Raw genomic sequence first — 17,356 nt, forward strand, 5'->3', positions numbered from 1 at the left:
CCGTGGACGTGCCAAGAGCCGTCCTTGTGCTGCTCCGGGACTAAGAGCACATCCAGCTTGAAGCCGTAAACCTTACGCCAGTCCCGAATTTTCTGGGACAGTGCAGACATGAAAACGTCCAAAGAGTTGCGGTCCCATTTCTCCTGATTCAGCGTGCCAGTAAAAAAATACTGCCATGGGTTGCAAAGCGCATATTGCAACACCATGGACCGGGCGCGGCTGAAATTGGAATCCAGCTTTATTTCGTTGTGATTCTCGTCCTCCTTGTCACGGAGGACGAGCTTTTCACGGTCCCGATCACCCTTGAATGTAACTACCTTGTAGATATCATCCCGGTACCGGTGAATGACGTGAACGGGGGATGCACAATTCGACATATGGCAAGCACTTCCCGGAATTCGATATGGTGTCAAGTGGCCCTTTTCGGAGCCTTAAAGCTCCGATTTTGGACCGCCCTTGACCGTGCATATCGTCACGACATTCACCGGCAGGGGATAAAGATTACTGTGTTACGCCTTCACAAAATCAACGACCTTGTCGAAGGCGTTCCGAAACACATAGACGGTCTCACCGTACTTGGGGACATAAGAAAGCCCTGCGGCTTTCTCATCGGAGAGAAAAGCCCGCTCCGGTTTTCCCTGCGTCGGGTCCGAAGGGACAAGAAAGAAGTAACTACCTACAACTTCCTTCCCATCATTGCCAGTAAAACTGGCAGGCTCAATCTTGATTACCTTCATCGTTCCCATACTCAAATTACCTCACATTCTTTTTTTTGTTTGGACGCTGGGTAACGCCCTAGAGTAAGTAGCTTTACACTCTCGTCAAGCAAGAAGTCTGGGCTACTCAAAAATAAAGAACAAGCGGACATTCCAATTGATGGAAACCGCTTGTCCATTTTTAATATAAAACGCGCCGCGCCTTCGGGCGCTCTTTTTGCTGTTGCGCCGGGGGCGGAAATTTGCTATACTAGATGGGAATGTAAACCGGAAGGGGAGCGCCATGCGCATTTTAGGCATCGACCCCGGCATCGCCACCATCGGCTTTGGTCTGGTGGAGGCGGAGCGGGGACAAGTCCATATGCTGACCTACGGGGCCATCACCACCCCGGCGGGGCTTCCTCTTTCCCGGCGGCTCTACCAAATTGAGCGGGACATGGAGGAGCTGATCGGCAAGCTGCACCCGGACGTGATCTCCGTGGAGGAGCTGTTTTTCAACACCAACATCACCACCGGCATCGCCGTGGCTCACGGGCGGGGCGTCATTCTCTGCGCCGCGGAAAAGTGCGGCATCCCCCTCTTCGAGTACACGCCCTCGCAGGTGAAGCTGGCGGTGACCGGGTACGGCAAGGCGCAAAAGCGGCAAGTGATGGACATGACCCGGCGGCTTTTAAAGCTTGCCGCCGTCCCCCGGCCCGACGACGCGGCGGACGCGCTGGGGCTGGCGCTTTGCCACGCAAGGAGTTTTACTTCACGGCTCCCGCAAACAAAGGACGTGAAGGAAACGGTATAAGGAGTTTTGACGTATGTTTTACTATCTGGACGGCACCGTGGCGGAAATTTTGCCCGGCCTTGCCGTGATCGACTGCGGCGGCGTGGGCTATGCCTGCATGACCACCAACAACACCCTCGCCCACCTCAAAAAGGGCCAGCGGGGCAAGCTCTATACCTTTTTGAACGTTGGGGAGAACGTCTTTGGGCTGTACGGCTTCGCCACCCAAAGCGAGCTTGCCAGCTTCCGGCTGCTGATCGGGGTTTCCGGCGTGGGACCGAAGGCGGCCATTGCCATTCTCTCCGTGGGTACGCCGGAAACGCTGGCCATGGCCATCGTGACGGAGGACGAGAAAACCCTGACGGCGGCGCCGGGCATCGGCAAAAAAATCGCCCAGCGCATCATTCTGGAGCTGAAGGACAAGATGGCGAAGGAGACCGCCGCCGGGCTGGATTTTTCCGGCGGCAAGGGCGCGCCGGCAGCGGCCCTCTTTTCCAGCAAAGCAACCGAGGCGGCTGCCGCCCTCGCGGTTTTGGGCTATTCCTCTCAGGAGGTCTCCGCCGCGCTCAAGGGCGTGGACATGGAGAACTTGCCGCTGGAGGAGATCATCCGAGCGAGCCTGAAGAAAATGGTGAAGTGAATGAGCAGTAAAAAGAACGCAAAAGAAAAGGCGCCGGCCCGGAAAGAAGCCGAAAAGAAGGCAAAAAACAAGCGCACCATGGTCAACGGCATCGCCGTGGGCATGCTGTTTGTGGGATTGTGGGCAGGACTGACGATTCCGCCGGCCTTTGCCTCCAACACCTGTGGCAGCTCGGAAACGGCGATGGAAGCGCTTCTGGAAAAGCAGCAGGGCGAGGACGTGGAGCTTTTGCAGGTGACGCAGCGCGGCAGGGAGAAAGAAGTCGTGTACACCGTCGGGGCAGAGCAGTCCACAGCGGTGTTTCAGCGGCGGCTGCTTGGCCTGCGGTGGGCTTACGGCGGCGAAGTGCTGCCATGAAGGAGATGACAAGTTGAGTATCGACTTTGGAAGCGACATCTATGAAGAGCCTCTCGTGACCAAGACCCTTTTGCAGGAGGACGCGCAGGAGGTATCCCTGCGCCCCCGGACCCTCAAGGAGTACATTGGGCAGGAGAAGGCCAAGGAAAACCTCGCCGTTTTCATCGAGGCCGCCCGCAGGCGGGAGGAGGCGCTGGACCACGTGCTGCTCCACGGCCCTCCGGGCCTCGGCAAGACGACGCTGGCGGGCATCATCGCCCAGGAGATGGGCGTGAACATCCGCATCACCTCTGGCCCCGCCATCGAAAAACCGGGAGATCTGGCGGCGCTGCTCACCAACTTAAGCGAGGGGGACATCCTCTTCGTGGATGAGATCCACCGGCTCAACCGCGCCGTGGAGGAGATTTTGTACCCCGCCATGGAGGATTACGCGCTGGACATCATCGTGGGCAAGGGGCCCTCCGCCAACTCCATCCGGCTGGACCTGCCGAAATTCACCCTCATCGGAGCCACCACCCGGGCAGGTCAGCTCTCCGCGCCGTTGCGGGATCGCTTCGGCGTGACGCTGCGGCTGGAGCTGTACACCCCCGAGGAGCTTTCCGAGATTGTAAAACGCTCCGCCGGGATTTTGAATGTGGACATCGTGCCCTCCGGGGCCTACGAGATCGCCCGCCGCAGCCGGGGCACGCCCCGTATCGCCAACCGGATGCTGCGCCGGGTGCGGGACTTCGCCCAGGTGAAGGCCGACGGCGTCATCACCATGGACGTGGCGGATCAGGCGCTGTGCGCGCTGGAGATCGACCATCTGGGCCTTGACACCGTGGACCGGCGGATGCTGGGGGCCATCATCGACAACTATAACGGCGGCCCCGTGGGCCTTGAGACGCTGGCCGCCACCATCGGAGAGGAGTCCGTGACGCTGGAGGACGTGTACGAGCCGTACCTCATGCAGCTGGGCTTTCTCACCCGGACGCCCCGGGGCCGCTGCGTCACGCAGAAGGCTTACGGGCACCTCCACCGCCCCATCCCCGGCGGGGCGACGGAAGGTCCGCTGGACCAGCTGAGCATCTAAAAAAACGCCACCAAGTGGGTGCTGCGGCGCTTTTGCGCCATCAAACGAGAAGGGAATCATCAACATGGGTAAATTATTTGGAACCGACGGCATTCGGGGCGTGGTGGGCGAAAACCTCACCGCCGAAATGGCCTTTCGCGTGGGGCAGGCCATCGCCGCCGTGCTGATGGAGGAGAAGGGGAGCCGTCCCACCGTGGTCATCGGCAAGGACACCCGCATCTCCTCCGATATGCTGGAATCCGCCCTGATGGCGGGCATCTGTGACATGGGGGGCGACGTGAAGCCTCTGGGCACCGTCCCCACCCCCGCCGTGGCGTACCTTGCCCGGCAGGAGAAGGCGGACGCGGGCATCGTCCTCTCCGCCAGCCACAACCCCTACGAGCACAACGGCATCAAGGTGTTCAGCGGGCAGGGCTATAAGCTCTCCGACGAGGTGGAAGCGCGGATCGAGGAAAAAATCCTCTCCGGCGCTCCCCTGAAGCACCGCACCCGGGGCGAGATCGGCCGCCGCCACCACGGGATGCGCCAGCTCAAGCAGGATTACATCGACTTTGTGGCCTCCACCGTGGAATCCGACCTTGCGGGGCTGCGGATTCTGGTGGACTGCGCCAACGGCGCGGCCAGCGCCACCGCGCCGGAGCTGTTTGGCCGCTTCAAGGCCCACACGGACTTCATCCATCGCCAGAGCGACGGCGTGAACATCAACAGCCGCTGCGGCTCCACCCATCTGGAGGACCTCTCCGCCATGGTGGTGCGCGGCGGGTACGACGTGGGCGTGGCCTTTGACGGGGACGCGGACCGGTGTCTGCTGGTGGACGAAACTGGCGCGGAGATCGACGGGGACAAGGTGATGGCGGTGTGCGCGCTGGACATGAAGCGCCGGGGGCTGCTGGTGGGCAACACCATCGTCGCCACCGTCATGAGCAATCTGGGCCTCCACGAGTTCTGCCGGGAAAACGGCATCGACCTTGTCTGCACCGCCGTGGGCGACCGCAACGTACTGGAGGAGATGCTCCGCCACGATTACCGCATCGGCGGCGAGCAGTCGGGCCACACCATCTTCACCGCGCTGGAAACCACCGGCGACGGCGAGGTGACCGCCCTCCAGTTTTTGCAGGTGCTGGCCCGGTCGGGGAAGAAGGCCAGCGCGCTTTCTTCCGTCTGCGCCACCTATCCCCAGGTGCTTTTGAATCTGGAGGTGCCCCACAGCGGCGGCGTCAAGGAAAAGATCATGGCCTCCGACGCGCTCAAGGGCGCCGTGGAGGCGGAGGAGCGTGCGCTCCACGGAAACGGACGGGTGCTGGTTCGTGCTTCCGGCACGGAAGCGCTGATCCGGGTCATGGTGGAGGCCAAGACCGCCGAAATGGCCGACGAGGTGGCCCAGCGGCTGGTGAATTTTATAAAATCACTAAATTTTTAAGGAATTATCCGCGAAATTTTGAACAATTGCTTGACATTTCGGTGGGTAAACAGGTATAATACGAGATGTGTAAATCTTATGAGTCTCCGCAGTCCCGGGAAAATTTCCCAGATGAAGCGCTCTGCCGTCTCAGCGCGGCAGGAGACCGTCTGGCGGAAGAAATTCTGGTCGCCCGGTATAACCGGCTGGTCCGCACCTGCGCCCGCCCCTTTTTTCTGGTGGGCGGCGACAGCGAGGATTTGACGCAGGAGGGCATGGTGGGACTCATCAAGGCCGTTCGGGAATACGACGCGGGCAAAGAGGCGTCGTTCCGGACCTTCGCAGAAATTTGCATTCGCAGCCGACTGTATTCCGTTTTGCGCGCCGCGTCGCGCGATAAGCATTTACCGCTCAATCAGTCGGTTTCTTTGGATACACCCTACTTTGACAGCAATTCCTACACCTCTGGTACCAGTAACTTGGCGCAGCGCAATCCTGAAGATTTTCTGATCGACAGGGAGCACACGGCGGCCCTCTTATCCGGTGTCCGGAAACAGTTGTCCGAATTCGAAGCGAAGATTTTGGGGTACTATTTAGACGGTCTTTCATGCAGGGAAATTGCCGAGACGGTAGGCAAGCCCCCAAAGTCCGTGGACAACGCTGTGCAGCGGATCCGTCGCAAGGTGGCACAGCAACTTCTTTCCGGCGATTTCAGCCAACGCTGAACGCAATATATTTTTCTTTTCAAAGAGAGGGTAAAAATCATGTTCGAAGACAAGACTTTAGTGTGCAAAGAGTGCGGCGAGGAGTTCGTGTTCACTGCCGGTGAGCAGGAGTTCTACGCAGAGCGCGGCTTCCAGAACGAGCCTCAGCGCTGCAAGAACTGCCGTGACGCCCGCAAGAACGCTTCTCGCGGTCCCCGCGAGTACTTCACCGCTGTTTGCGCTTCCTGCGGCGGCGAGGCGAAGGTTCCTTTCGAGCCCAAGTCCGATCGCCCCGTGTATTGCAGCGAGTGCTTCGCCAAGATGCGCGATCAGCAGAGATAACAACCTGCTTTTCCGCGCGGAACGATGCCATTCAAAAGAGACGCCCGATTTTGGGCGTCTCTTTTCCTGTAAACCCTTCGGAAGTGACCAAAAATTACCCGCAGACGGGAAAAGACGACAAAAAAACAAGGTTCCTCGGATTATCTATTGAATTCACGCAAATAATAGAGTATAATACGACCGTTGAATTTTGAATTTGGAGGAACCCTTTTATGATTACCATTACCAAAGATACCATCATCGGGGAAATTCTCGATGTCGCTCCCCAGACCGCGCCCATCTTCCTCTCCATCGGGATGCACTGCCTGGGCTGCCCCTCTTCCCGCGGCGAAACGGTGGAGGAAGCCTGCATGGTCCACGGCGTGGACTGCGAGAAGCTGCTCGCTCTCGTGAACGAGGAAGCCAACAAGGACGCCGAGTAAGGTTTGATCGAACCGGACGCATACGGGAGAGGATTCCGTATGCGTCTTTCCACGGAGGAGGGCCTTTGTTGAAGGATCTGGAACTAACGCCCCGCCTGCGTCTTTTGGCGGACTGGGTACCTCCCGGCGCAAAGCTCGCTGATGTTGGCACGGATCACGCCTACCTTCCCGTGTGGCTTTTGCTGCACGGCCGGGTGCGCTGTGCCATTGCCGGCGATCTGCGCCCCGGCCCGCTGGAGCGGGCAAGGCAGACCGGCGCGCGCTACGGCGCGGAACTCATCGACTTTCGCCTCTGCGACGGCCTTTCCGCCATCGCGCCGGAGGAGGCGGACACCATCGTCATCGCCGGGATGGGGGGCGAGACCATTGCCGCCATCCTCGCCGCCGCCCCATGGACACGCTCCGGCCGCCATACGCTGCTGCTCCAGCCCATGACCAAGGCAGAGGAGCTGCGCCGCTTTCTCGCGGAAAACGGCTATTCCATCACCCGGGAGGCGCTGGTCCGGGACCGGGGCACGCTGTATCCGGTGCTGGAGGCCACGGCGGGGGAGATGACCCTCACCACGGGACAGCTCTACGGCGGGGCAGCGCTTTTGAACGACCCGCTGGGAGACCGGTACCTGATCGAAAAGATCATCCGGCTGCAAGGCGCCGTGGCGGGGCTGAACCACTCCGGCGACGCAGCCGACCGGGCGCGATCGGACGCCCTGCGGGACATACTCACCGCCCTGCTGGAAATGAGAGAGGAGTGGCGTCATGCCCATTGCCGGTGAAATCGAACAGTTTCTCTTCACGCGCGCTCCCCGGGCGGGGGCCATGGAGTGGGACAACGTGGGTCTGCTGCTGGGCGACCCCACAAAGAGCGTCACGCGCTGCCTTGTGGCGCTGGACATCACGGAGGCCGTGGCGGACGAGGCCGTCTCCCTGGGCTGTCAGCTCATCGTCTCCCACCATCCGCTGATGAACTGCCATTGGCTCCCCGTGCAGAGCGTGCGGGAGGACACCCGGCAGGGCCATCTGCTGCGAAAGCTCCTGCGCCACGACGTGGCCGCCATCTGTATGCACACCAATCTGGACGTGGCAGAAGGCGGCGTGAACGATATTCTGGCCCAGACCCTTGGGCTGGAAGGCCCCGGCGTGCTTTGTGAAAACGGACTTGGCCGGGTGGGAACGCTTCCCGCCCCCATGGCGCTGCGGGACTTTGCCCGCTTCGTCTCCCGTACGCTGGGGTGCAACGGCCTTCGCTTTTCCGACGCCGGACGGCCCGTTTCCCGGGTGGCCGTGGGCGGCGGCGCCTGCGGGGACTGCATCGCTCCGGCCATCGCCGCCGGGTGCGACACCTTTGTCACCGCCGATCTCAGCTATCACCAGTTTTTGGACACAGGGGAGATCAATCTCATCGACGCGGGCCATTTCCCCACGGAAAACCCCGTCTGCGCCGCGCTGGTGGATGCGCTGAAAGAGCAGTTTCCCCAACTAAGCGTCATCAAATCCGCTTCCCACCGGGAAGTGATTCAGTACTACGTTGAAGGAGAGTAAACATCATGTCCGGACATTCCAAATGGCATAATATCCAAAAAACCAAAGGAGCTGCCGACGCCAAGCGCTCCGCCGCATTTACCAAGGTCGCCCGCGAGATCATCGTGGCGGTGAAGGAAGGCGGCTCCGGAGACGTCAACAACAACTCCCGTCTCGCCACCGTCATCGCCAAGGCCAAGGCCGTCAACATGCCTAACGACAACATCAAGCGCACCATTGAAAAGGCCCTCGGCTCCGGCAATACCGACAGCTACGAATCCATTACTTACGAGGGATACGGTCCCGGCGGCGTGGCCGTCATCGTGGAGGCCCTGACCGACAACCGCCAGCGCACCGCGCCGGAGGTCCGTCACGCCTTTGATAAGTGCAACGGCAACATGGGCGCCCCCGGCTGCGTCAGCTGGTCCTTCGACCGCAAGGGCGTCATCGTCATCGACAATGAGGACGGCGAGCTGGACGAGGACACCGTCATGATGGACGCGCTGGAATCCGGCGCCGCCGATTTTGAGGCCGACGGCGACGCGCTGGAGATCACCACCGATCCCGACGCCTTCAACGACGTGGTGAAGGCGCTGGAAGGGAAGGGCTACTCCTTTGTCAACGCCGAGATTGAGATGGTGCCCCAGAACGACATCACACTCTCCGACGAGGGCGACGTGAAGAACATGGAAAAGCTCATCGACATGCTGGAGGACAACGACGACGTCCAAAACGTGTTCCACAACTGGAATAACGACTGAGTTTATGGGGGAGTGGACAAACCGCTCTCCCTTTTTCTTTCCACAACTTTTTCAACAAAACTTAACTTTTGTGCAATGGTAAAAAACCCTTGCTCTAACAGAAACACTTTCTCTTGCTTTTGCTCTTGCTCTGGCGGGAAGATTTTTAAACATTCTTGAAAATTTTGCCGTTCGTTGCACGCAAGGGTGCAACTTTCGCGGCCCGTCGGCGGATTACATAGGGAGGGAGTTTCATTGACGGAAAAGAAGAGCTTTTTATTGTACCTGGACATGTACCCGCACATTGCGCGCCTTCCGGCGGAGCAGCGGGGCGAGCTGCTGTCCGCCCTGTTTGAATTTGCCGCGGCGCAGGCAAAGCAGACCGGCACGGCGGGGCTGCCGCCGCACCCAAGGATGACTTTAGAGACGCAGATGGCGTTTTCCTTCATGGCGGAGACCATTCGGCGGGACACGGAAAAGTGGCTGCAAAAGCACGAGCGCTACGTGAAGGCGGCGCGGGAGCGGCGGGGGAGCATCCCGCAAAGCCGGGACGGCAGCGACTGGGAGATGCCTTGAGCGCTGGCGGCGCAAAAGAAAAGTCCCTCCTGCGGATTGCGCAGGAGGGACCCGGTCTTTCGATAAACCCTGAAATTCGGATTTTCGGGAAGGAAGATAGTTACGAAAGAAACCCAGGAAGGGTGTCTTTCGTTTTCAATCAGAAGTTTTTTGAACTTTCATAAGTTCAAAAAATCTTGCTCAGCTTGTCGAAAAGACTTTTCGACAAGCTGAGTCCCTCCTGCGGATTGCGCAGGAGGGACCATATCAGATGCGAGCAAAACTATAAGCCGGGTTCTGTATTTGACAGTCATCTATCTCGACGTACCGTTGCCGGCACGCTCAAGCCACCTCTGGGAAGCGGCCGGGCAGGCCAATGCTTCCAATCACGGTGTTGCTCCGGATAGAGTTTACAGCGTCACGATGTTCCCATGTGACGGGTGAGCTCTTACCTCACCTTTCCACCCTTACCGCGGCCCCCTGCGGGGATACGGCGGTATATCTCTGTTGCACTTTTCCTCAGATCGCTCTGGGCGGGCGTTACCCGTTATCCTTGCCCTGTGGAGCCCGGACTTTCCTCATAGACGGCCTTTCGGCCTGCCCACGCGACTGTCTGTTTTCCTCGTGGAGTTTATTGTACAGGAAAGCGAGGCAGTTGTCAACGGTTGAAAATTTCCATGCCGCGTTGTAATTTTTGAGTGAGTGCGGTATAATGTGAAACTGTATGGACAAAACAATTCCGCCTGCGGGCGGAGCCAATAAGGAGCGATTCCCGTGAAATTTGAGGAATATCTATCATCCTTGCAGCAAAAGACCGTGGCGGTCATCGGCATCGGCGTTTCCAACCTCCCCCTGATCCGCCTGCTGGCGGAGCGCGGCGTGGACGTCACCGCCTGCGACCGGAAGGAGCGCTCGGCTCTGGGCTGCCTTGCCGGGGAACTGGAGGCGCTGGGCGTGAAGCTGCGTCTGGGGGAGGACTATCTACTTGACCTGCGGCAGGACGTCATCTTCCGTACCCCCGGTCTGCGCCCCGACCTTGCGCCGCTTGCCGCAGCGGTGGCCCGGGGCAGCGTGCTGATTAGCGAGATGGAGGTCTTTTTTGAGGTCTGCCCCTGCCCGCTGCTGGCTGTCACCGGAAGCGACGGGAAAACCACCACCACCACCATCATCGCGGAGCTTTTGAAGGCCGCTGGGCGGACGGTCCACCTGGGCGGCAACATCGGCCACCCGCTGCTATCGGAGACGGGGCAGATGAAGCCCAGTGATCTCGCTGTGCTGGAGCTTTCCTCCTTCCAGCTGATGACCATGAAGCGCAGCCCCTTTCTCGCGGTCATGACCAATCTCGCACCCAACCATCTGGATGTGCACAAGGATTTTGCGGAGTATGTTGCCGCAAAGGAAAACATTTTTACACACCAGTCCTTCCATGACATTGCTATTTTTAATGCCGACAACGACACCACCGCAAGCTTGGCGGAGAGGGCAAAGGGCCGGGTACGGCTGTTCTCCCGCAAGCGGGAACTTTCAGACGGCGTCTTTCTGCGCGGCACCTCCATTATCGCCCGCTACAACTGGGATGAGCGGGTGGTGATGGACACGTCGGACATCATGCTGCCCGGCGTTCATAACATTGAAAACTATCTGGCCGCCATCGCCGCAGTGGACGGTCTGGTGGACGATACGACCATCCGGGCGTTTGCCCGGTCCTTTGGCGGCGTGGAGCACCGCATCGAGCTATTCCGCACCCGCAACGGCGTCCGGTGGTACAACGACTCCATTGCCTCCAGCCCCAGCCGCACCATCGCGGGACTCCGGTCCTTTGACCAAACCGTCATCCTGATCGCGGGCGGCAAGGATAAGGGGATCCCCTACGACGCGCTTGGCCCCGTTGTCAACGAGCACGTGAAGCTGCTGATACTCTGCGGCGCCACGGCAGGCGTCATTCGCCGCGCCGTGGAGGAAGCGCCCAACTATAAGGGTTTGAAGATCGTGGACGCGGCGGACTACCGCGAGGCCGTAGCGCTCTCGGACAGGGCCGCGCAATCCGGCGACGTGGTGATGTTGTCCCCCGCCAGCACCTCCTTTGACCGCTTTGCCAACTTCATGGAGCGAGGCAGGGCATTCAAAGAGATCGTAAACCAGCTGCCATAAGGCCAGGCCCCCTTCGCATAGGATAACGGAAGGGGGTGAGGGCGGATGAGACCGGGCTTTTTCTACTATCGCCGGCGGCCGGACCGCCGGACTGTGACCCGCTTTTTGGCATTTCTGGCGGCGGCACTGGTGCTGTGGGCGGCACTGTACGCCACCGCGCAGCTGCGCCCTTTGCTGGAGAGTCTTGCCACCACGCGGGTTTCCAACACCGTCAACCGCATCGTGACCGAGGCGGTGAGAGAGGCCATAGAAAAGGGAGAAATCAGCTACACGCAGCTGATCTCCTTTGAAAAGGACACGGAGGGGCGCATCACGGCCGTTCACAGCAACATGGCCGCCTTCAACCGCCTGCAATCCGACGTGCTGGACATCATCCTCACCCGGGTGAATCAGGTGTCCGCCCGGGAGCTTTCCATCCCCGTGGGCACCCTCACCGGCACGGCGCTGCTGGCAGGCCGGGGCCCCCGCATCACCGTGCGGATGGAGTCGGTTGGCTCCTCGTCGGCGTGGTTTACCAACGAGTTTGAGTCCGCCGGCATCAACCAGACCAAGCACCGCATCGTGCTGCATATCGACGTCTACGTCAGTATCCTGCTGCCCGGCTTCGCCGCCGCCACTAAGATCTCCAACGTCGTCACCGTGGCGGAGACCATCATCGTCGGCTCCGTGCCGGATACGTATACCTATTTCAGCACCACGCCAAGCACCTACGAAGAAGATTTGAAGGATTATATCCTCAACGGGCAATAGGGAGGAACCCCATGGACTACCGCGAGAGAATGAAAGAGCTGCGCACCGCGCTGAATGAAAACGGCTACCGCTATTACGTGCTGGACGCACCCACCATGAGTGATTACGAATACGACCTGCTCAACCGGGAGCTGGAGGAGCTGGAAGCGGCCCATCCGGAGGAAATTACGCCGGATTCCCCCACCCAGCGCATCGGCGGCAAGACGCTGCAAGGCTTTTCGCCTTACACCCATGAAGTCCCGCTGGAGAGCTTGCAGGATGTGTTCAACGCAGAGGAAGTGTCGGACTTCTGCCGTCGTATGGCGGAAAGTCTTGGCAGCGGGGCGGTCTACTCTCTGGAGCCGAAGGTGGACGGTCTGTCCGTGGCGCTGGAGTACCGGGACGGCGTGTTCGTCCGGGGCGGCACCCGGGGAGACGGCCGGGTGGGGGAGGACGTGACGGAGAATCTGAAAACCGTCCGCTCCATCCCCATGACGCTGCCGGAAAAGCTGCCCCGCCTCATCGTCCGGGGCGAGGTGTATATGGCTCGCTCCGTGTTTGAAGAGATCAACGCCCGGCGGGAATTGCAGGGAAAGCCCCTGATGGCCAACCCCCGCAACGCCGCCGCCGGGTCATTGCGCCAGCTGGATTCGAAGATCGCCGCGGAGCGGAAGCTGGATATTCAGGTATTCAACCTCCAACTGGCGGAGGGCCGGACCTTTTCCAATCACGCCGAAACGCTGGAATACCTGAAATCCCAGCGCTTTAAGGTGATTCCCCACAAAACCCTTTCCACGCCCGGCGCGGTCCAGTCGGAGATTGAGCGCATCAACGACGAGCGGCAGGACTATCCCTTCGATATTGACGGTGCGGTTGTAAAGGTAAACTCCTTGTCTGACCGCGAAAAATTAGGCAGCACCGCCAAATTTCCAAAATGGGCGGTGGCGTTTAAGTACCCGCCGGAGAAAAAGCCCTCCACCGTCACGGACATCGTGGTGCAGGTGGGCCGCACCGGCGTGCTGACGCCCCGTGCGGTGCTGACGCCGGTGCGTCTGGCAGGCACCACCGTCACCAGCGCCACGCTGCACAATCAGGATTATATCGCGGAGAAGGACATCCGCGTGGGCGACACCGTCATCGTGCAAAAGGCGGGGGAGATCATCCCGGAGATCGTGGAGGTGGACCTTGCCCGGCGGCCGGAGGGGACGCGGCCCTATTTTCTGCCGGAGAAGTGCCCGGTGTGCGGCGCGCCGGTGGTCCGGGACGAGGACGGCGCGGCGCTGCGCTGCACCGGCGCGGAGTGTCCCGCCCAGCTTTTGCGCAACCTCACCCATTTTGCCAGCCGGGACGCCATGGACATCGACGGCTGCGGCCCCGCCGTGGTGCAGCAGCTGGTGGAAAGTGGCCTTATCCGTAATGCTGCTGACCTTTACAGTCTTCATGAACAGGATGTTGCGCAGCTTGACCGGATGGGTGCGAAGTCGGCGGAAAACCTAATCGCCGCTATCGGGCGCTCCAAGGCCAACGACCTTTCAAAGCTCCTCTACGGACTTGGCATCCGGCAGGTGGGGGAGAAGGCCGCCAAGGTCCTCTCCAGCCATTTCAAAACGCTGGACGCGCTCTGTGCCGCCGACGAAGCGGAGCTGACGGAGATCAACGACGTGGGCGCGGTGACGGCACGGGAGATCGTGGAGTATCTCGCCCAGCCCCAGTCCCGGGACCTGATCGCTCGGCTGCGGGCCGCGGGCGTAAACATGGAGAGCACCGCAGAGCTTGTGGACGAGCGCTTTGCGGGCATGACCTTCGTGCTCACGGGGACACTCACCCGATTCGACCGCAAGGGCGCAACATCCCTCATTGAAGAGCGGGGCGGCAAGGCCGCCACATCCGTCTCCAAGCGCACCACCTACGTGGTGGCGGGGGAGGCCGCAGGCAGCAAGCTCAAGCGTGCCGAGGAACTGGGCATCCCCGTTTTGACGGAGGACGACTTCGCGGCTCTGCTGGAGTGATGGGCCTTTTTCGGCAGTTTATGAGGAAATAAAAGAACGGACAGCGGAAAATCCGCTGTCCGTTTTTTGTATGAAGAAAGCTTTGCCGTTGGCGCGGTCCAGGTCTGCATTACTTTGGAAACCGCAACCCTTTTCGTGGTTTCTACACGTTGTCGCCGCTTCTCTGTGGGATGGTAGCTTTCGCCCGCACCGCCGCAGCCCAGCGGCTGCGGCAGCTTCGCAGGAATTGCCGCCGCACCGCCTTTTTGATTCGGCGGCGAATGAGACGGGCGCCGGGGACGGCTTGCGCGGCGTGGGCGGGTGGCGCGAAGAGCGCGGCGTCCACGGCGGGAAGCAATGCCTCCAGCGCGTCGGAAAGCTCCCGGTCGTCCCGGGCGCTTACCAGCAGGCGGGAGAGGAAGTCCCGTGGCGTTTCGCCGGGCCGCTTGCGCCATTTCCCCCGGCGGCAGCGGCGGACCAGCTGGTAATAGAGTCCGTCGGGCAGGTCCCGCCTGCGCCAAAGGAAAAGAGCCCGCCCCAGTCGCTCCCGCCAGAGGGCAAACAATCGCCCCAGTCCGCCCCGCAGCGAAAGCCTCCGCCGCATTGGCACAAAAGCTTTCTCTGCGGTCTCTCCGCCAACGCGGAAGCGCCCCAGCCAGTGCAACAAAAAAATCACCGCAACCGCCAGCAAAAGGAGTCCCACCGCCGCCACCGCCATCAAAACCGATGGGTCCAGCTTTTCCACCTCCTGCGCAGCCTGAGCGAGGGCAGGGGGGAGCGGGGAGGAAGCGAGTTCTCCATCCGGGACCGGGAAGAGGGAGAGCAGGAACAGTAGCACCTTCGCTAACATTCCGCCCACGAATTTCAAAAAGCCCAGCGCCCCGTTCCAAAGGGCCACCAGTCCCCCTCCCGCCGGGGCGGCGACAAAGCGGACCAGCAGCCACAATGCCAGCGAGAGCAGCACAAATACACACCCGATAAAGCTCCACCCACGGCCGCCCAGATTTCCGCCCGTCCGGCGACAAACGACGCCCACGATGGCGGCGGCGCAGCCTGCGGCGATGGGTGCGCTCCAGCAAAGACCGATCCCCGTGAGGGCGGTATACCCGGTGAGCAGCACCAGCACAAGGAGACTGAGGTCCAGCGCAATAATCATCTGGTGAAGCTTTGGCGTCTGCTGCGCGCCCTGCACGCCCTGCGCCGTGAGCCAGACGCAGAAAATACCGGCAAAGAGCAAAAAGACCAAGCTGCCGCCCGTTATGAGGGCAATGGCGGCAAGAAGGGCGATGGCCGCTGCGCCATTTAGGACCGTCGCTGCCCGCATGGTGCGGCTGCGGCGCAAGAAAAGTCGGTTGATCCAATAGATCAGTGGAGCGTAAAGCAAAAGCACTTGCGGGTAAAAAAGGCCAATGGTCTCCTTTTCCGGCGTCATCAGATAGGTGAGAGAGCAGAAGATCGCGGCGGTGGAGAACTGCATGGACAGGGCGGGAAGCGTCTTTCTTTCATCCATGGGCGCATTCCTCCTTCAGTCCGCAAAGACATACCGTCTCAAATTCTCCAAACGGCGGCGTCTCTTGGTAGGTGAGCAGCGACAAACAGGTGTGGTCCAGCCGCCGCAGCAGCGGCCGCTCCGCCAGCGCGGATGTATCGTAGGCGACGTAGTAAAACCGGCCCACGCTCCGCGTCGCCTCCCAGAGGGGGATTTCATCAAAGACCGGCTCCTGAGGCAAAATCTTCTGATTTTCCACGCCCTTCTTCGGCGGCAAAGGCTGATAGGCCGCCAGCGCGCAAAGCAAGTCCTCCGTTTGGGAGACGGCGGGAAAGAGGTTTACCGCTTCGCTCCCTTCGCCCCGGCACAGGCTCAGCCCGCAGCGCACCTGGGATTGGGCGAGCCGGACCACCTCGGAGGCCAAAATGCTCAGGGCGTCCTCCAGCTCCTCTGGATGGGGCGTGGGGCCGCTGAAGCTCTCTCCGTCGAAGAGGAAGTGGACGCTCTTGGGCAAAATCTCCTCGTAGACGTTCACCGCCAGCGGAAGGCTCCGGGCGGCCAGCCGCCAGTTGATGTGCCGCAGGGAATCGGTGGTCTGGTAGTCCCGGGTGGAGCGGATGATGGTGGGGTCCTCCATCACGCCGCGATCGCCGCTCTCCGCGTTCCAGAGATTGCGCAAAAACAGGTCCGGCGCCACGCTCACAAGCTTTGGGTACACCACAAACCGCCGCACATCCTCCTTTTCGATGGGGCGCTCCACCTGCGTCAAACCGAAGCCGTCCCCGGTCCGCAGCCGCCAGCCCTCCATGGAGTACACCCCCCGGCATTTGGCGGTCCAACGGCTTTCAAAGCGCAGCGTCTCATACCACAGCAAAAAGGAGGCGCGTTTTTCGCCCACCAGCGCGGTGGACGCGCCCTCGGCGGCAAGGGAGACGATCTCCCACTCGTCCGGCTGCCGGTTTTCCGCAGGCGTGAGACAGAGATTTTTTGCAAGTGGGAAAAAGACCTCCAGCCACACCACAGGCAAAAACTTCTCATTGCGCACCTCGATGGTAAACGTGGTCTCCTCGCCGGGGAACAGGCCCCGCAGGGCACTGGAAACGGTGATGGAGACCTTCCGCGCCGAAAGATGCGCCCACAATCGAGAGGTGCCGGAGAGCAGAAACACAAACATCAGCACGGCGGATAACCGCCACTGTCCGAAAAACGCCGCCAGCACACAGCTCAAAAGCTCCGCTCCCAGCGCGGGGAGGGCAACCAGATTGCTGGAGCGGCTGGATACCGTTTTATCCTTCATGGGCGGCGGCTTCCGGAGACGCCTCCGTGCGCTCTAGAATCTCCTTCAAAATAGCTCCTGCGGTGACGCCGGAAAAGCGGGCCCCGCTTTCCAGCACCAGGCGGTGCTCCAGCACCGGGTGGGCCAGCGTCTGCACGTCGTCGGGCGTGACGAAATCCCGGCCCTCCATGGCGGCCCAGACCTTGGCGGCGCGGTAGAGCGCACGGGTGGCGCGGGGACTGGCGCCCATCACCAGCTGGGGGTGGCGGCGGGTGCCCTCCGCCAGGGCCACGATGTAATCCGAAACGGCGTCGGAGACGTAGACCGCTGCGATCTGCCGCTGGGCGTCCACCAGCTCCGCGGCGGAGGTAACGGCGCGCACGGTGTCGAAGGGGATCTCGTCGCCCAGATTGCGCAGCATCGCCCGCTCCTCCTCGGGCTTTGGATAGCCCATGGTGATGCGGATGAGGAAGCGGTCCATCTCGC

At 60.9% G+C, this 17,356-nt stretch carries 20 protein-coding genes and 1 other RNA gene; 15 read left to right on the top strand and 6 right to left on the bottom strand.

The window, feature by feature from the left end:
- Positions 1-377, bottom strand: a 377-nt coding sequence (locus PHI30_RS01900; protein ID WP_300023148.1) for a hypothetical protein, incomplete at its 3' end; no start/stop codon positions are given.
- A gap of 132 nt (positions 378-509) precedes the next feature.
- Positions 510-746: a hypothetical protein gene (locus tag PHI30_RS01905; RefSeq protein WP_300023150.1), complete on the bottom strand. Its 237-nt coding sequence runs from the start codon at positions 744-746 to the stop codon at positions 510-512.
- 253 nt (positions 747-999) lie between these two features.
- On the opposite strand from PHI30_RS01905, the gene ruvC reads away from it, so the two are divergent.
- From ruvC to PHI30_RS01965, 12 genes are all read left to right on the top strand, one after another.
- Positions 1,000-1,509 (top strand): crossover junction endodeoxyribonuclease RuvC, encoded by a 510-nt coding sequence (ruvC, locus tag PHI30_RS01910; RefSeq protein ID WP_300023152.1) that lies wholly within the window; start codon positions 1,000-1,002, stop codon positions 1,507-1,509.
- A gap of 13 nt (positions 1,510-1,522) precedes the next feature.
- Entirely contained in the window at positions 1,523-2,128 is a 606-nt protein-coding gene (gene ruvA / locus PHI30_RS01915) for a Holliday junction branch migration protein RuvA (RefSeq protein WP_300023155.1), read from the top strand.
- A complete protein-coding gene (locus PHI30_RS01920) occupies positions 2,129-2,485 on the top strand; it encodes a hypothetical protein (protein ID WP_300023158.1) in 357 nt (118 codons plus the stop codon).
- A 13-nt stretch (positions 2,486-2,498) separates the two neighbouring features.
- A complete protein-coding gene (ruvB, locus tag PHI30_RS01925; protein ID WP_300023161.1) occupies positions 2,499-3,557 on the top strand; it encodes a Holliday junction branch migration DNA helicase RuvB in 1,059 nt (352 codons plus the stop codon).
- Positions 3,558-3,621: 64 nt separating this feature from the next.
- The gene (glmM, locus tag PHI30_RS01930) at positions 3,622-4,977 is read left to right on the top strand and encodes a phosphoglucosamine mutase (RefSeq protein ID WP_300023164.1); all 1,356 of its coding nucleotides are present in this window, start codon (positions 3,622-3,624) and stop codon (positions 4,975-4,977) included.
- A gap of 65 nt (positions 4,978-5,042) precedes the next feature.
- On the top strand, positions 5,043-5,681 hold the full coding sequence (locus PHI30_RS01935; protein WP_300023167.1) for a sigma-70 family RNA polymerase sigma factor: 639 nt from the start codon (positions 5,043-5,045) through the stop codon (positions 5,679-5,681).
- Between the two features lie 39 nt (positions 5,682-5,720).
- The gene (locus PHI30_RS01940; RefSeq protein WP_300023170.1) at positions 5,721-6,002 is read left to right on the top strand and encodes a zinc-ribbon domain containing protein; all 282 of its coding nucleotides are present in this window, start codon (positions 5,721-5,723) and stop codon (positions 6,000-6,002) included.
- A gap of 212 nt (positions 6,003-6,214) precedes the next feature.
- On the top strand, positions 6,215-6,424 hold the full coding sequence (locus tag PHI30_RS01945) for a DUF1858 domain-containing protein (RefSeq protein WP_300023173.1): 210 nt from the start codon (positions 6,215-6,217) through the stop codon (positions 6,422-6,424).
- A gap of 68 nt (positions 6,425-6,492) precedes the next feature.
- A complete protein-coding gene (locus tag PHI30_RS01950) occupies positions 6,493-7,197 on the top strand; it encodes a class I SAM-dependent methyltransferase (RefSeq protein ID WP_300023176.1) in 705 nt (234 codons plus the stop codon).
- On the top strand, positions 7,181-7,963 hold the full coding sequence (locus tag PHI30_RS01955; protein ID WP_300023178.1) for a Nif3-like dinuclear metal center hexameric protein: 783 nt from the start codon (positions 7,181-7,183) through the stop codon (positions 7,961-7,963). Before PHI30_RS01950 ends, PHI30_RS01955 begins: the two co-directional genes overlap by 17 nt.
- A 5-nt stretch (positions 7,964-7,968) precedes the next feature.
- Positions 7,969-8,703 carry a YebC/PmpR family DNA-binding transcriptional regulator gene (locus tag PHI30_RS01960; RefSeq protein WP_300023180.1) on the top strand — a complete coding sequence of 245 codons (735 nt, stop codon included), beginning with the start codon at positions 7,969-7,971 and terminating at the stop codon, positions 8,701-8,703.
- A gap of 234 nt (positions 8,704-8,937) precedes the next feature.
- A complete protein-coding gene (locus tag PHI30_RS01965; RefSeq protein ID WP_300023183.1) occupies positions 8,938-9,258 on the top strand; it encodes a DUF6291 domain-containing protein in 321 nt (106 codons plus the stop codon).
- 249 nt (positions 9,259-9,507) lie between these two features.
- Here PHI30_RS01965 and rnpB read toward each other — a convergent pair.
- Positions 9,508-9,862: RNase P RNA component class A (gene rnpB / locus PHI30_RS01970), an RNA gene on the bottom strand.
- 149 nt (positions 9,863-10,011) lie between these two features.
- On the opposite strand from rnpB, the gene murD reads away from it, so the two are divergent.
- Genes murD through ligA form a run of 3 tightly spaced genes read left to right on the top strand, consistent with a single transcriptional unit; the run spans position 10,012 to position 14,126 of the window.
- Positions 10,012-11,388 (top strand): UDP-N-acetylmuramoyl-L-alanine--D-glutamate ligase, encoded by a 1,377-nt coding sequence (gene murD, locus PHI30_RS01975; protein ID WP_300023186.1) that lies wholly within the window; start codon positions 10,012-10,014, stop codon positions 11,386-11,388.
- A gap of 45 nt (positions 11,389-11,433) precedes the next feature.
- Positions 11,434-12,138, top strand: coding sequence for a sporulation protein YunB (yunB, locus tag PHI30_RS01980; RefSeq protein WP_300023188.1), 705 nt, complete (start codon positions 11,434-11,436; stop codon positions 12,136-12,138).
- An 11-nt stretch (positions 12,139-12,149) separates the two neighbouring features.
- Positions 12,150-14,126, top strand: a complete 1,977-nt coding sequence (ligA, locus tag PHI30_RS01985) for an NAD-dependent DNA ligase LigA (RefSeq protein WP_300023191.1) — start codon at positions 12,150-12,152, stop codon at positions 14,124-14,126.
- Between the two features lie 142 nt (positions 14,127-14,268).
- Here ligA and PHI30_RS01990 read toward each other — a convergent pair whose 3' ends face one another.
- From PHI30_RS01990 to PHI30_RS02000, 3 genes are read right to left on the bottom strand one after another with little or no spacing between them, the layout of a single operon-like run.
- Positions 14,269-15,615 carry a DUF4129 domain-containing protein gene (locus PHI30_RS01990; RefSeq protein WP_300023194.1) on the bottom strand — a complete coding sequence of 449 codons (1,347 nt, stop codon included), beginning with the start codon at positions 15,613-15,615 and terminating at the stop codon, positions 14,269-14,271.
- Entirely contained in the window at positions 15,608-16,891 is a 1,284-nt protein-coding gene (locus tag PHI30_RS01995) for a DUF58 domain-containing protein (RefSeq protein ID WP_300023197.1), read from the bottom strand. The genes PHI30_RS01990 and PHI30_RS01995 overlap by 8 nt, the downstream gene beginning before the upstream one ends.
- On the bottom strand, positions 16,881-17,351 hold the full coding sequence (locus tag PHI30_RS02000; RefSeq protein WP_300023198.1) for a MoxR family ATPase: 471 nt from the start codon (positions 17,349-17,351) through the stop codon (positions 16,881-16,883). Before PHI30_RS02000 ends, PHI30_RS01995 begins: the two co-directional genes overlap by 11 nt.
- Positions 17,352-17,356: the final 5 nt, after the last annotated feature.

The sequence above is a fragment of the Oscillibacter sp. genome (assembly GCF_028693505.1).
Taxonomy (GTDB): Bacteria; Bacillota; Clostridia; order Oscillospirales; family Oscillospiraceae; genus Oscillibacter.

Bases quoted from the DNA above. Each gene is read 5' to 3' on its own strand.
- PHI30_RS01905 (WP_300023150.1), bottom strand. From the start codon at position 746: ATGGGAACGATGAAGGTAATCAAGATTGAGCCTGCCAGTTTTACTGGC.
- ruvC (WP_300023152.1), top strand. From the start codon at position 1,000: ATGCGCATTTTAGGCATCGACCCCGGCATCGCCACCATCGGCTTTGGT.
- ruvA (WP_300023155.1), top strand. From the start codon at position 1,523: ATGTTTTACTATCTGGACGGCACCGTGGCGGAAATTTTGCCCGGCCTT.
- PHI30_RS01920 (WP_300023158.1), top strand. From the start codon at position 2,129: ATGAGCAGTAAAAAGAACGCAAAAGAAAAGGCGCCGGCCCGGAAAGAA.
- glmM (WP_300023164.1), top strand. From the start codon at position 3,622: ATGGGTAAATTATTTGGAACCGACGGCATTCGGGGCGTGGTGGGCGAA.
- PHI30_RS01935 (WP_300023167.1), top strand. From the start codon at position 5,043: ATGTGTAAATCTTATGAGTCTCCGCAGTCCCGGGAAAATTTCCCAGAT.
- PHI30_RS01940 (WP_300023170.1), top strand. From the start codon at position 5,721: ATGTTCGAAGACAAGACTTTAGTGTGCAAAGAGTGCGGCGAGGAGTTC.
- PHI30_RS01945 (WP_300023173.1), top strand. From the start codon at position 6,215: ATGATTACCATTACCAAAGATACCATCATCGGGGAAATTCTCGATGTC.
- PHI30_RS01955 (WP_300023178.1), top strand. From the start codon at position 7,181: ATGCCCATTGCCGGTGAAATCGAACAGTTTCTCTTCACGCGCGCTCCC.
- PHI30_RS01960 (WP_300023180.1), top strand. From the start codon at position 7,969: ATGTCCGGACATTCCAAATGGCATAATATCCAAAAAACCAAAGGAGCT.
- yunB (WP_300023188.1), top strand. From the start codon at position 11,434: ATGAGACCGGGCTTTTTCTACTATCGCCGGCGGCCGGACCGCCGGACT.
- ligA (WP_300023191.1), top strand. From the start codon at position 12,150: ATGGACTACCGCGAGAGAATGAAAGAGCTGCGCACCGCGCTGAATGAA.
- PHI30_RS01990 (WP_300023194.1), bottom strand. From the start codon at position 15,615: ATGGATGAAAGAAAGACGCTTCCCGCCCTGTCCATGCAGTTCTCCACC.
- PHI30_RS01995 (WP_300023197.1), bottom strand. From the start codon at position 16,891: ATGAAGGATAAAACGGTATCCAGCCGCTCCAGCAATCTGGTTGCCCTC.
- PHI30_RS02000 (WP_300023198.1), bottom strand. From the start codon at position 17,351: ATGGACCGCTTCCTCATCCGCATCACCATGGGCTATCCAAAGCCCGAG.